At 54.4% G+C, this 12,964-nt stretch carries 10 protein-coding genes and 3 tRNA genes; 8 read left to right on the top strand and 5 right to left on the bottom strand.

Going from position 1 to position 12,964, the window contains the following annotated elements:
- Positions 1-53 precede the first annotated feature (53 nt).
- On the top strand, positions 54-374 hold the full coding sequence (locus tag ACH0VJ_RS07635; RefSeq protein ID WP_001736544.1) for a hypothetical protein: 321 nt from the start codon (positions 54-56) through the stop codon (positions 372-374).
- 136 nt (positions 375-510) lie between these two features.
- On the opposite strand, the gene mscM is transcribed toward ACH0VJ_RS07635, so the two are convergent.
- The 3 genes from mscM to rsgA form a co-directional block, all read right to left on the bottom strand.
- A complete protein-coding gene (gene mscM, locus ACH0VJ_RS07630; protein ID WP_001236755.1) occupies positions 511-3,837 on the bottom strand; it encodes a miniconductance mechanosensitive channel MscM in 3,327 nt (1,108 codons plus the stop codon).
- Positions 3,838-3,855: 18 nt separating this feature from the next.
- A complete protein-coding gene (gene asd / locus ACH0VJ_RS07625) occupies positions 3,856-4,824 on the bottom strand; it encodes an archaetidylserine decarboxylase (protein WP_000934956.1) in 969 nt (322 codons plus the stop codon).
- 91 nt (positions 4,825-4,915) lie between these two features.
- Positions 4,916-5,968: a small ribosomal subunit biogenesis GTPase RsgA gene (rsgA, locus tag ACH0VJ_RS07620; RefSeq protein WP_000041945.1), complete on the bottom strand. Its 1,053-nt coding sequence runs from the start codon at positions 5,966-5,968 to the stop codon at positions 4,916-4,918.
- 106 nt (positions 5,969-6,074) lie between these two features.
- Here rsgA and orn point away from each other — a divergent pair, with 106 nt between their 5' ends.
- Positions 6,075-6,620, top strand: a complete 546-nt coding sequence (gene orn, locus ACH0VJ_RS07615) for an oligoribonuclease (RefSeq protein ID WP_001271546.1) — start codon at positions 6,075-6,077, stop codon at positions 6,618-6,620.
- 61 nt (positions 6,621-6,681) lie between these two features.
- Here the strand turns inward: orn and ACH0VJ_RS07610 are convergent, their stop codons facing one another.
- Positions 6,682-7,422, bottom strand: coding sequence for an arginine ABC transporter substrate-binding protein (locus ACH0VJ_RS07610; RefSeq protein ID WP_000727897.1), 741 nt, complete (start codon positions 7,420-7,422; stop codon positions 6,682-6,684).
- Between the two features lie 275 nt (positions 7,423-7,697).
- Here ACH0VJ_RS07610 and ACH0VJ_RS07605 point away from each other — a divergent pair.
- The 3 genes from ACH0VJ_RS07605 to ACH0VJ_RS07595 all read left to right on the top strand — a co-directional run bounded on the left by ACH0VJ_RS07605 (position 7,698) and on the right by ACH0VJ_RS07595 (position 8,237).
- A tRNA-Gly gene (locus ACH0VJ_RS07605) sits at positions 7,698-7,773 on the top strand.
- A 156-nt stretch (positions 7,774-7,929) separates the two neighbouring features.
- A tRNA-Gly gene (locus ACH0VJ_RS07600) sits at positions 7,930-8,005 on the top strand.
- A 156-nt stretch (positions 8,006-8,161) separates the two neighbouring features.
- Positions 8,162-8,237: transfer RNA gene (locus ACH0VJ_RS07595), tRNA-Gly, on the top strand.
- Positions 8,238-8,506: 269 nt separating this feature from the next.
- Here the strand turns inward: ACH0VJ_RS07595 and queG are convergent.
- The gene (gene queG, locus ACH0VJ_RS07590) at positions 8,507-9,646 is read right to left on the bottom strand and encodes a tRNA epoxyqueuosine(34) reductase QueG (RefSeq protein ID WP_023195971.1); all 1,140 of its coding nucleotides are present in this window, start codon (positions 9,644-9,646) and stop codon (positions 8,507-8,509) included.
- Between queG and nnr the strand changes: the two genes are divergently transcribed.
- The 3 genes from nnr to amiB are packed head-to-tail and all read left to right on the top strand — an operon-like array spanning position 9,645 to position 12,961.
- The gene (nnr, locus tag ACH0VJ_RS07585) at positions 9,645-11,192 is read left to right on the top strand and encodes a bifunctional ADP-dependent NAD(P)H-hydrate dehydratase/NAD(P)H-hydrate epimerase (RefSeq protein ID WP_000968675.1); all 1,548 of its coding nucleotides are present in this window, start codon (positions 9,645-9,647) and stop codon (positions 11,190-11,192) included. The two genes, queG and nnr, sit on opposite strands and share 2 nt — an antisense overlap.
- Positions 11,164-11,625 carry a tRNA (adenosine(37)-N6)-threonylcarbamoyltransferase complex ATPase subunit type 1 TsaE gene (gene tsaE, locus ACH0VJ_RS07580; protein WP_000981994.1) on the top strand — a complete coding sequence of 154 codons (462 nt, stop codon included), beginning with the start codon at positions 11,164-11,166 and terminating at the stop codon, positions 11,623-11,625. The genes nnr and tsaE overlap by 29 nt, the downstream gene beginning before the upstream one ends.
- A gap of 16 nt (positions 11,626-11,641) precedes the next feature.
- Positions 11,642-12,961, top strand: a complete 1,320-nt coding sequence (amiB, locus tag ACH0VJ_RS07575) for an N-acetylmuramoyl-L-alanine amidase AmiB (RefSeq protein WP_000640370.1) — start codon at positions 11,642-11,644, stop codon at positions 12,959-12,961.
- Positions 12,962-12,964 lie beyond the last annotated feature (3 nt).

Below are 12,964 nucleotides of genomic sequence, written 5' to 3'. Positions count from 1 at the left end.
CGGATAAGACCCCACGGGTCGCATCCGGCGTTTATTGCCCGATGGAGAACGTGATGAATGATAGTTCGAGAGACCCGATTATCACGGAAGATGAGGTTAGGGCACTCAATTTTACTCCGGAAGATATCCTTGAAATAGAAAAGGTTATTCTTTCTTCCGTTCATGTTGCACGTCGAAAGGTTGCGATGGTAGTAGGAATGACTATTGGCACGTTAAGGGATCGCGATGAGGATAAGTGGAAACATGTGTCGGATATTTATTGCGCGTATGTTATAAGATGCCTCGTATTTCGCGGAGAACTGGTGGGTTACGGCGATTTATTCCGAATGCGCTATAGCGAAATTAACCTGCCTGTTGCCGATCTGGACGCATAATAAGTCCGAAAATATCTGTGAGCTGCGATGAAATGCCCGATGGCGCAAGCTTATCGGGCCTACAGGTTAATTGCCGGCCCGTAGGCCGGATAAGACCCGACGGGTCGCATCCGGCATTTCTTGCCTGGATCATGCGCTACAAACTCCCCGCCGGGCGGCTGGTTTTACCCGCTGACGTTAACGTTCTCCCCGTTTGTTTACCGCCGAGGCTCTCCAGACGCATCTGGAACGGCGGGAACGGCATATCAATACCGTGCTCGCGGAAGCCAGCCAGAATCAATTGGTGGATCTCATGGCGTAATGGCATACGGTGTCCCATTTCCGCGGCATAGATACGCAGTTCAAAAATTTGAATACCCTGCTGGAGATCCACCAGAAAGATTTCAGGCGGCGGGTTGTCCAGCACCAAAGAACAGCGCTGCGCCGCCGTCAGCAGAATTTGCGTCACCTCTTCGCTATTGGCATCCGCTGGCGCCGGGATGGTTAACACCACGCGCGTAACGGAGTCAGACAGCGACCAGTTGATAAACTGTTCGGTGATAAAGGCTTTATTCGGCACGATAATCTCTTTACGATCCCAGTCGCTGATGGTGGTGGCGCGGGTATTGATTTTGGTCACGCTGCCGGTGAGATCGCGAATGGTCACCGTATCGCCGATACGAATCGGCTTTTCAAACAAAATAATCAGGCCGGAGATAAAGTTAGCGAAAATTTCTTGCAGGCCAAAACCAAGCCCAACGCCGAGCGCGGCAACCAGCCATTGTAGCTTCGACCACTCAATGCCGATCATCGAGAAACCGACCAGTCCGCCAATCAGCATTAACAGATATTTGGTGATGGTCGTGATGGCGTAACCGGTACCAGGCGTTAAATCGAGATGCTGTAATAACGCCAGTTCCAGCAGCGCAGGCAGATTACGCACCAACTGCGTGGTGATGATAAAGACCAGAATCGCAATGAGCACCGCCCCCAGAGTAATTGGCTCCAGGCTTTCCACGCCTTGCACCGTAGAGGTGACATCCCACAGCGAAATATTCTCCAGGAAGCCGAATGCCGAGTGGATTTCCGACCACAGTACAATTACCGATAGCAGGGCGATAAGCATCAGAATTGAGCGGACCAGACGCAGCGACTGAGCGCTAATAGCGTCAAGATCGATTTCACTTTCATCGATGTCGACCGCGCCTTCCAGGCTGGAGGAGTGCGCCGGTTCTTCTTCGCCGCGCGCGCGCTGCGCCAGCATTTCCGCCCGACGATGTTTGGCGCGGTCAAAAGCCAGTCGGCGTCGTTGGATCAGCATCCAGCGGCGAATGACGTGATAGATGACCAGCAACAGGAACCAGATGGCGACCGAGGTTTCCAGTCTCGCCAGTAGCGCCTGCGCCGTGGCCAGATAACCTACCGCCGCCGCCAGAATCGCGATAAGCGGCGCGCCCATCAGCATATTCCACAGCAGGCTGTTGACCATGTTGTCGCCGTTGCCTTCTTTATCAAGATAGAGCGGGATGCCCGCTTTTTTCAGACTCAGCGTGACCAGCGCCAGCGCGCCGCATATCAGGATGAAGCAAAGGCGGCCCAACGAGCCGGAAAACTCCCGATCGTTAAGATTATCAAACATGATCACTGCCATAATGAGCGGCACGATCAGCCCAATGCTCATCAGGTAGTAGCGCATCGCTTTCGCTACCCGGTTTCGCGGCCAGCCGAAATGCGCCACAAACAGGCCATTAGGGCGGGCAAAAGCGGCGCAAATCATGACTACCCACAACAGCGGTACTGTCGCCGTCACGCCATCGCCGATGGCGACGGCCAGCGGATACGGCCAGGCTTCCTGTAGACCATAGCCGAGCGTCGCCCATAAGACGGGCAGCGGCGAGGCGACCAGAATTGACCAGAACACCGTTCGCAGCGTCAGCGAGAAGTGATCCTGGGTGACTTTCCCGACGCGCGAGGCCGAGCGCTCAAGGAACCGGTTGAAGTGTTGACGTGAATAGAGGCTAAACCCGACCAGCGCCAGCGCGCCGAATAACGGCAGTAGCGTCTCTTTGCTGGTCAGCATCATGATGCTGGCTTTACCTAACTGATTAAACGTATCTAATGAGATAAGCCGGCGTAAATCCTGAACCAAATCAACAGGCCAGGAGAGCGATAGCGGGCTAACGTCAGCGGTCCAGAACAGATAACGGTGGGTCGCTTCATTAACCTCTTTAAGCGCATCCTCCAGTTGGCTGTTGGAGACTTTCAGTTTGGTCAGCTCCAGGATCAGCGTATCGCCGCCCTGTAACAACGAGTTGAGCAGCTCGCGCTGAGTGCGAAGCTGGGCGTCAAGAATCTGGTTTTGCTCGGCGGTCAGCGGCTGTCCATTGGCCTGACGTATTTGCCGTAGCTGCGGCTGTTTATTGAGTAATTCTTCATAGCGCATACGGTGAACGCGTAGCTGCGCCATTTCCGTATCAAGCTGCTGCGGTTTAGGCATCTCTGGCAGACGGGCGACCTGCGCGCGCAGCGCTTCGCCAAGCATGTTGGACACGCCAAGCCATTGCGACTGCTCCCGCAGCGTATTGAGCGCCTGACGCACCTGTAACGTTTGGCTGGTGGCCTGTCGCTGCTGCGAAGCGACCAGATCCATCCGCTGCGCTTGTTGATTGAGTGCCTGTGACAGCTCGCGGTTGACTTTAAATTGTTCGACGATGCCTTCCGGCAAACCGGCGCTGTTTTCCGCCAGCAGCTCAGTGCTTTCCAGCGCGCGTTCCGCTTCACGTTGGCGCAGGCTGTTGAGCTGATTGCGCAGCGCCTGAAGATACGCATCCAATTGCTGGCTCTGTTTTTCCGCCAGCTCGGAACGCAGACGAGCCAGTTCCTGCCGGTTGTTGGCGGACAGTTGCGCCAACTCCAGTTCGTCGACTAACGCTTTTAGTTTGGCGGACTCCGCCTGCATACTGAGACTTTGCGCCTGGCTAAGCGCGGCACTTCCGCCTGCGGCGCCGAGCCGTCGCTCAATCTCATTAAGCTGGCGACGGGCGTCGTTTTGCTGTTGGGGAAGCTGGCTGAGCGAGTCGGCGATCTCCCTGACGCGCTCCTGTTCCTGTTGCGCCTCGCGGGTTTTATCCAGTAGCTGGCTGCTAACCTGCAAGATCTCCTGATTTAACGCTTCGGTGGACATCTCTGGCGGTACGCTGCGAGGTTCATCGCGCAGATTATTCAACTGGGCGCGCAAGGTGGCGGATAGCTTAGGGAAATTATCAATAACGTGTTGATATTGTTTCGCGCGCTCAAGCGAGCCTTTTCGCTCTTCAAGCGCGTTTAACGCAGTCTGGAGCGCCTCAACGGCTTCCGGCTGAGCGGGCTTCGCCGCTTTTGCCTGCTCCAGTTCCTGCGTGATTTGTTTGGCGTCGGGGGCCGTTGCGGCGAACGCCCCCGTGCTGAGGCACCAGGCCATCAGAAAAGCGATAATCAGGCGCACGTCAGCATTCTCTCTTGATTAGGTGTCGTCTTTTTTATTGTCAACCAGCGGGCTGGCGTCGTGTTCAGCTTTAATTTCTTCTGCCGGCAGCGGAGCAGGTTCCACCTCCGGCGCGACGAATGTTTCGGTCGACGTCGCCAGCGGTTGGCCAATTTTGGTAACGGACAGGCTTGCCAGCGACGCGATCAGATTCACTTTCCCCGGCGCAAATAAGTTGATAACCGTGGAACCCAGTTTAAAGCGTCCCATCTCCTGGCCTTTCAACAAGGCGACAGACCCTTCATGTTCGCCTTCTGGCCAGGTCCAGCGCTTGATGATGCCTTCGCGCGGCGGGGTAATGGTCCCCGCCCAGACGGTTTCGATACTGCCGACAATTGTTGCGCCGACCAGAATCTGCGCCATAGGACCGAACTCGGTATCAAACAGACAGATAACGCGCTCGTTGCGGGCAAACAGGTTGGGGACGTTTTGCGCGGTCAGATGGTTAACGGAGAACAGATCGCCCGGTACGTAGATCATTTCACGCAGGATGCCGTTGCATGGCATGTGCACGCGATGGTAGTCGCGAGGGGAGAGGTAAGTGGTCACAAACGTGCCGTTGCGGAACTTATCCGCCATCAGGTAGTTACCCGCCAGCAACGCTTCAAGGCTGTAATTATGGCCTTTGGCCTGCAAAATTTTCTCTTCTTCGATACGACCCAACTGGCTTATCACGCCGTCAGCAGGCATCACCAGGATGTTAGGATCGGTATTGAGCGGACGCACGTCATCACGCAGCGGACGAACAAAGAAATCATTGAACGTACGATAGCTGGCGGTATCCGGTTTTTGCGCCTCGGTCATATCGACTTTGTAATACTTTACGAAGAGATCGATAACCAGTTTTGTCAGCCATCCTGCTCGTTTGCTTGCGCCCCAGCCCGCCAGGCGAGTGAGCCATAGTTTCGGCAGAATGTATTGTAGCGAAAGTTTAAATGAGTTTAACAAGGTAGCCTCCAGGCCATTGTTGTTCCTGAACCGGCAGTTATACCGGTATCCTGAAAAAAGGGGACGATTCTAACGACGCCTAGCGTATCTGTCAGTCGTCCGTATCAGAAAAGTTTTTACGCGTTTTTACCTGCGCCATACTTTCAAGAATTCGGTGATAATTTTCGAAACGGGTTTCCGCAATAGCGCCGTTCTCTACCGCTTCGCGAATGGCGCAGCCTGGATCGGCGTCATGCTTGCAGTCCCGGTATTTGCAATGTCCCAAATAGTCATGAAATTCGACAAAGCCCTGGGTGATTTGTTCCGGCTCCAGATGCCATAAGCCGAACTCGCGCACGCCGGGGGAATCAATGACATCGCCGCCATGCGGGAAATGATACAGACGAGCAGCGGTAGTGGTATGTTGACCCAGACCGGAGACATTCGATACATCGTTCGTCAGAATCTCGTTCTGTAAGCCGAGTAGAGCGTTTAGCAGACTGGATTTTCCGACACCGGACTGCCCGGCAAAAATACTGATGCGACCGGTTAACGCCTCTTCCAGCGGTTTCAGACCATCCTGCGTATGGCTGGAGACCATCAGCACGCGATAGCCGATATTGCGGTAGATATCCATCTGCTCATTAACGAAGTCCATACCTTCGTCGTCCAGCAGATCAATTTTATTGAGTACGATAAGCGGCTCAACCTGTAGGGTTTCACAGCCGACCAGATAGCGATCGATGATATTCAGCGACAGCTCCGGCAAAATCGCGGAGACGATAACGATTTGGTCAATGTTGGCGGCAATAGGCTTCACGCCGTCGTAGAAGTCCGGGCGCGTCAATACCGAGGTGCGCTCATGCACCGCTTCAACGATGCCTTTTACGTTGACGCCCTCTGCGGCGGCTTTGCCCGGACGCCAGACGACGCGATCGCCCGTCACCAGCGAACGGATAGTGCGGCGGATATTGCAACGGTGAACCTCGCCGTCAGCAGACTCCACATCGGCATGCATACCAAAACGGCTAATGACGATACCTTCTGCAGGCTCGCCAAACAGGTTGTCATCGTAGTCGGCTTTCTCCGCGGACGTTTTTAAACGACGCTGGTGATTGGCGTTCACACGGCGCTGCTGGCCTTTGGAGAGTTTATTTTTGCTCAATCGTACTGGCTCCTGGTCGCCCATAGTGGGCAAAACATCTATGATACACGCAATTGTAGATGAATATAGTCACAGTGAATGTGACCTCTGAAGGGGGGAAAATAGCATGAGTGCCGATGAAAACAACCTGATTTGGATCGATCTGGAGATGACAGGTCTGGACCCCGAGCGCGATCGCATTATTGAGATAGCCACGCTGGTGACGGATGCCAGCCTGAACATTCTGGCGGAAGGGCCGACGATTGCGGTACATCAATCCGATGCGCAACTGGCGTTAATGGATGACTGGAACGTGCGCACCCATACCGGCAGCGGTCTGGTGGATCGCGTTAAGGCAAGTACGATGGGCGAACGAGACGCTGAACTGGCGACGATTGAATTTCTGAAAACGTGGGTGCCTGCGGGTAAGTCGCCGATTTGCGGTAACAGCATCGGTCAGGATCGTCGTTTTCTGTTTAAATATATGCCGGAACTGGAGGCCTACTTCCACTATCGCTATCTGGATGTCAGTACGCTCAAGGAACTGGCGCGCCGCTGGAAGCCGGAGATTCTGGCCGGCTTTACCAAGCAGGGCACGCACCAGGCGATGGATGATATTCGCGAGTCGGTGGCGGAGCTGGCTTACTACCGCGAGCATTTCATTAAGCTGTGAGGCGTAACATGCCGGATGGCAACGCCAGAGCGTCTCATCCGGCAGCTCTCCCGCCATTGAATTACTGCGTAAACCATTTCTCCTGCATTTGTGCATATTCCGGCGATGCTTTCACCTTGTCGAGCGCGGCATTAATTTCTTGCAATAGCGCGTCGTTGCCTTTGCGTACCGCAATGCCTAACCCTTTTCCGTAGTAGTCAGGATCGCTGGCGCGTTCATCCATGATGGCGTAATCCGGATTGTTTTTTAGCCACTTACCAATCGCGGCGACATCGCCAAACACGCCCTCAAGACGGTTGTTTTTCAGATCGGTAAAGGCGTTTAGATAGCTGTCATAGGCGACAGGCGTGATGGCTTGTTGTTTATCCTGCAAATAGCGCTGATGCGTTGTACCGTTTTCCAGACCGACTTTTTTGCCTTTCAGATCGGCAAAAGTGTGATAAGCCCCTTTACGCGTGACGACTACCGCCGATAGACCTTCGTAATAGGGTTGGCTAAAGGAGACCTGCTGCTCACGTTTGGGCGTCATATCCATACCGGCGATCACCGCATCAAACTTTTTGAAGCGTAGGCTGGGGATCAGACTATCAAAGCTCTGGTTAGTGAATGAGCACTCCGCTTGCATCTCTTTGCAGACCGCGTTGGCGACATCAATATCGAAACCAACAATTTTATTATCGGCATCGACAAACTCATAGGGCGCATAGGTGGCGGAGGTGCCAAAATGTAATGTTCTGGCGGAAACGGAAGCGGCGTGAACGGAGAGGCTGGCTAACAGCATGACAATAAGTTTTTTTTTCATCTTGATCCCTGATATCAATTGGATGTTGTGGTCACCGTGCTATTCTTTTTTTGGCGCAGGGTGCTATTCTGATTCTGTGCCTTTAGGCGTGGCGTGAAAAGTTTTTTGTTGCATAGCGCACGCTTTGCTCGTTTTTTGTCTTGTTTGGTGATTTAATCAGCATTCAAACAAAAATCGCGAAAAAATGCGTTCAGGGGCTTGCAGCTAAATGGATTTCTCGTATAATGCGCCTCCCGTAACGACGCAGAAATGCGAATTACGACAGCAACAAATTTGCGGGAATAGCTCAGTTGGTAGAGCACGACCTTGCCAAGGTCGGGGTCGCGAGTTCGAGTCTCGTTTCCCGCTCCAAAATTTGAAAGTACTTGTTAAGTACAGACCACCAATCGCAGGATTTCGAATTGCGACAAGGCGGCAACTGAATGAGTCCTCAGGAGCTTACTGAAGTAAGTGACTGAGGCGAGTGAAGGCAGCCAACGCAGTAGCGGTTCGAAAGACGAAGATTATGCGGGAATAGCTCAGTTGGTAGAGCACGACCTTGCCAAGGTCGGGGTCGCGAGTTCGAGTCTCGTTTCCCGCTCCAAAATTTGAAAGTGCTTGTTAAGCACAGACCACCAATCGCAGGATTTCGAATTGCGACAAGGCGGCAACTGAATGAGTTCTCAGGAGCTTACTGAAGTAAGTGACTCAGGCGAGTGAAGGCAGCCAACGCAGTAGCGGTTCGAAAGACGAAGATTATGCGGGAATAGCTCAGTTGGTAGAGCACGACCTTGCCAAGGTCGGGGTCGCGAGTTCGAGTCTCGTTTCCCGCTCCAATTCTTATCTACAGTAAAATTATCCACAACGAATATCGCGTTGGGGCACGTTTTGTTCCGCTTTCGTCAGATCCTTGTAAACAGACTTATCCACAGGGCGGCCCATTACTCCTGGAATGCAAAAAATTATACCTGACGCGTAGAATTTCTATAATTTACTGAAAAATATAGAAAAAATAAGATTTCAAAACGTTAGCGTTATTGTCTGTTCCTTTTTTCCCTCTTGAATCGCAATGTGTTTTTATTTTTATACACAGCCTGTGAATAATTCACGCATCGCGCACCAGCCCTTTTTCAATCACCCTGACCAGACGCTGTTTTTTCGGTAGCTGCACTTCAATGATGCAGGCGTTCCGCTTTTCAATTTGTTGCGCAATCGCCCATTCGATATGCTCATCAAGAAGTGGATGCTCACCCTTGCGGCTTTCCAGCGCCGTAATGACGGCATTATTCCACGGCGCATTCCCCAGCGCGACGGCAACATTGCGCAGCCAGCGTAAATGACCAATGCGCCGAATCGCAGAACCTTCAGTGACTTTCAGAAACTGCGCTTCGCTCCAGCTAAACAACTCAAGCAAATCTGGATTATGCAGCGCCTTGCGTGGGCTAAAATCTGCTTCGTCGGTCAACTGAGAGTAACGATTCCACGGACAGATAAGCTGGCAGTCATCGCAGCCGTAAATACGGTTACCTATCAGTGGGCGAAATGCTTCCGGAATAGCGCCTTCCAGCTCAATGGTGAGATAAGAAATACAGCGCCGCGCGTCCACCGTATACGGTTCGACAATCGCCCCGGTCGGGCAAATGGTCATACAGGCGACGCATTTGCCGCAACCTTCCTCGACCGGCTGGTCGACCGGCAGCGGTAAATCAATCAGCAATTCCCCCAGGAAAAAGAATGAGCCCGCCTCCCGATTAAGGATAAGTGAGTGCTTACCCGTCCAGCCAAGTCCGGCTTTTTCCGCTAATGGGCGTTCAAGAATAGGCGCAGAGTCGACAAACGGTCTAAAATTCAGCGAACCGCAGTACTGCTGGATCTGCTCGCCCAGTTTTTTAAGGCGGCTGCGTAACAGCTTGTGATAATCACGCCCCAGCGCATATCGGCTAACGTAGCCCAGCGTGGGATCCTTCAACGTACTGGCAAACGCGGCGTTGGCGGGCAAATAGTTCATGCGCACGCTGATGACACGTAGCGTACCGGGTAAGAGTTCATGAGGCCGGGCGCGCATCATACCGTGGCGCGCCATCCATGCCATCTCGCCGTGGTATTGTTTGTCCAGCCACGCCTGCAGCGCAGGTTCGGATGCGCGCAGATCGGTATCAGTAATACCGACCTGCTGAAAGCCCAGCTCCAGCCCCCACTGCTTAATATTTTGCGCTAACTGATTGAGATCGAGGGGCTTTGACATGATGGACCATAACATGAAGAAAAACCCTGTAAGTATACCACACTCCATTTGGCCCGCCGATGACATCAAACGGCTGGAACGCGATGCGGCGGATGCCTTCGGACTCACACTCTATGAATTGATGCTGCGCGCTGGCGACGCGGCATTTCGGGTAGCCCGTGACAGTTATCCTGACACCCGACACTGGCTGGTGTTGTGTGGTCATGGCAACAACGGCGGCGATGGTTACGTTGTGGCGCGACTAGCGCAAGCGGCGGGCATTAGCGTAACGTTGCTGGCGCAGGAGAGCGACAAACCGTTGCCTGAAGAAGCGGCGCAGGCGCGCGATGCCTGGCTGAATGCTGGCGGCATTATCCATGCTGCCGATATTATCTGGCCGGAAGCGACGGATCTGATTATCGACGCGCTGCTTGGCACCGGCATAGCCCAGGCGCCGCGCGACCCGGTAGCCGGTCTGATTGAACAGGCGAACGCTCATCCTGCGCCGGTTGTCGCCGTCGATATCCCGTCAGGTCTGCTGGCGCAAACGGGCGCCACGCCTGGCGCGGTGATAAGCGCCGCGCATACGGTCACGTTTATCGCCCTGAAACCAGGCCTGCTGACCGGCAAAGCGCGTGACGTTACCGGCATATTGCATTATGACGCGTTGGGACTGGAAGGCTGGCTGGCGAGCCAGACGCCGCCGCTCCGGCGTTTTGACGCGACGCAGTTGGGGCAATGGCTAACGCCGCGTCGACCGACCTCGCATAAGGGCGATCATGGTCGTCTGGCGATTATTGGAGGCGACCAGGGAACAGCGGGCGCAATTCGGATGGCTGGCGAGGCGGCGCTGCGTACGGGAGCTGGCTTGGTCAGAGTACTGACCCGCGGTGAAAACATCGCGCCGTTGCTGACGGCCCGCCCGGAACTGATGGTACATGAACTCACGCCTCAGTCGCTGGAAGAGAGCCTGACCTGGGCTGACGTTGTGGTGATCGGCCCGGGGCTTGGACAGCAGGAATGGGGCAAAAAAGCCTTACAGAAAGTAGAAAACGTCCGTAAACCTATGCTGTGGGATGCGGATGCGTTGAACCTACTGGCAATCAATCCTGATAAACGTCACAATCGCGTGATTACGCCGCATCCGGGAGAGGCGGCCCGCCTGTTAGGATGTTCTGTGGCAGAAATTGAAAGTGATCGCTTACTTTCAGCACAGCGTCTGGTAAAACGGTATGGAGGCGTGGTCGTGTTAAAAGGCGCAGGAACGATTATCGCCGCTGAACACCACCCTCTGGCTATCATTGACGCTGGTAATGCAGGGATGGCGAGCGGCGGGATGGGCGATGTCCTGTCCGGCATCATCGGCGCATTGCTCGGACAGAAGTTTACCCCGTATGATGCGGCATGTGTGGGATGTGTGGCTCACGGCGCGGCGGCGGACTTACTGGCAGCGCGTTATGGCGCTCGCGGCATGTTGGCGACCGATCTTTTTACTACGCTGCGGCGTATTGTTAACCCTGATGTGATTGACGTAAACCATGATGAATCGAGTAATTCCGCTACCTGACGAACAGGCGACGCTAGGCCTGGGGCAACGGGTAGCCAACGCCTGCGATGGCGCGACCGTTATTTATCTGTATGGCGATTTAGGTGCCGGTAAAACGACGTTTAGCCGGGGATTTTTACAGGCGTTAGGCCATAACGGTAATGTAAAAAGCCCCACCTATACGCTGGTAGAGCCTTATGCGCTTGATAACATGATGGTATATCACTTCGACTTATACCGTCTTGCGGACCCGGAGGAGCTGGAGTTTATGGGCATTCGCGATTATTTCGCCAACGACGCCATTTGTCTGGTGGAGTGGCCGCAACAAGGTAAAGGCGTTCTCCCCGACCCGGACGTCGAAATCCATATTGATTACCAGGCGCAGGGGCGTGAGGCTCGCGTAAGCGCGGTATCCTCATCGGGTCATTCGTTACTGGCGCGTTTAGCCGATTAGCTATAAAGGTGGCGGGATGATTTATCGCATCAAAAATGCCGTAATAGCAGCCTTAATCCTGCTGTGCGCGCAGGCGGGCGCCGCCAGTCTCTCTGATATTCAGGTGTCCAACGGCGAGCAGCAGGCGCGCATTACGCTGAGTTTTATCGGCGAGCCGGAATATGCTTACTCACAGGACGGTAAACGTACCGTGGCGCTGGATATCAGGCAGACCGGCGTGATTCAGGGGCTGCCGCTTCAGTTTAGCGGTAACAATCTGGTAAAAACGATCCGTGCCGGAACGCCGAAAGATGCGCAATCTTTACGGTTGCTTGTCGATCTGACGGAAAATGGTAAAACCGAGGCGGTGAAGCGGCAAAACGGCGGCAACTATACGGTCATTTTCACCATTAATGCCGATGTTCCGCAGCCACCGCCGCCTGTCGTCGCGAAACGGGTTGAAAGCGCGCCTCGCCCGACGGAGCCGGCCCGTAATCCGTTTAAATCTTCTGATGATCGCCTGACCGGCGTAACCAGCAGCAATACCGTTACGCGGCCTGCGGCGCGCGCGTCGGCAGGCGCTGGCGATAAAGTGGTGATTGCTATTGATGCCGGACATGGAGGCCAGGACCCCGGCGCGATAGGCCCGGGCGGTACGCGCGAGAAAAATGTCACCATCGCCATCGCGCGTAAGTTACGCACATTGCTGAATAACGATCCGATGTTTAAAGGCGTGCTGACGCGTGACGGCGACTATTTTATTTCGGTGATGGGGCGGTCTGACGTGGCGCGTAAGCAAAACGCCAACTTCCTTGTCTCTATTCATGCGGATGCCGCGCCAAATCGCGACGCCACCGGCGCCTCCGTCTGGGTATTGTCTAATCGTCGCGCGAACAGCGAAATGGCAAACTGGCTTGAGCAGCATGAGAAGCAATCCGAACTGTTAGGCGGCGCTGGCGATGTGCTGGCGAACAGTCAGTCAGACCCTTACCTGAGCCAGGCGGTACTGGATTTGCAATTCGGTCATTCGCAGCGGGTAGGGTATGATGTGGCGACGAACGTACTAAGCCAACTCGACGGCGTGGGGTCGCTGCATAAACGTCGCCCGGAACACGCGAGCCTGGGCGTGCTGCGTTCGCCGGATATCCCGTCCATTTTGGTGGAGACGGGTTTTATCAGTAATCACGGCGAAGAGCGATTGCTGGCGAGCGACCGCTATCAGCAGCAGATTGCTGACGCTATATACCGGGGGTTGCGTAAGTACTTTGCAGCGCATCCGATCCAGTCTGCGCCGCAGGGCAGCCCAGGCCAGACGGCCAGTACCAACCAGCCTGGCGCCATAACTGCTGCGAATTAAGGA

It is taken from the genome of Salmonella sp. 2020_1459, from assembly GCF_043847915.1.
GTDB lineage: Bacteria > Pseudomonadota > Gammaproteobacteria > Enterobacterales > Enterobacteriaceae > Salmonella > Salmonella enterica.
The sequence above is the reverse complement of the archived record's forward strand: the minus strand, read 5'-3'. Positions and strand labels throughout refer to the sequence as shown.

Bases quoted from the DNA above. Each gene is read 5' to 3' on its own strand.
- ACH0VJ_RS07635 (WP_001736544.1), top strand. From the start codon at position 54: ATGAATGATAGTTCGAGAGACCCGATTATCACGGAAGATGAGGTTAGG.
- orn (WP_001271546.1), top strand. From the start codon at position 6,075: ATGAGTGCCGATGAAAACAACCTGATTTGGATCGATCTGGAGATGACA.
- ACH0VJ_RS07610 (WP_000727897.1), bottom strand. From the start codon at position 7,422: ATGAAAAAAAAACTTATTGTCATGCTGTTAGCCAGCCTCTCCGTTCAC.
- nnr (WP_000968675.1), top strand. From the start codon at position 9,645: ATGATGGACCATAACATGAAGAAAAACCCTGTAAGTATACCACACTCC.
- queG (WP_023195971.1), bottom strand. From the start codon at position 9,646: ATGTCAAAGCCCCTCGATCTCAATCAGTTAGCGCAAAATATTAAGCAG.
- tsaE (WP_000981994.1), top strand. From the start codon at position 11,164: ATGATGAATCGAGTAATTCCGCTACCTGACGAACAGGCGACGCTAGGC.
- amiB (WP_000640370.1), top strand. From the start codon at position 11,642: ATGATTTATCGCATCAAAAATGCCGTAATAGCAGCCTTAATCCTGCTG.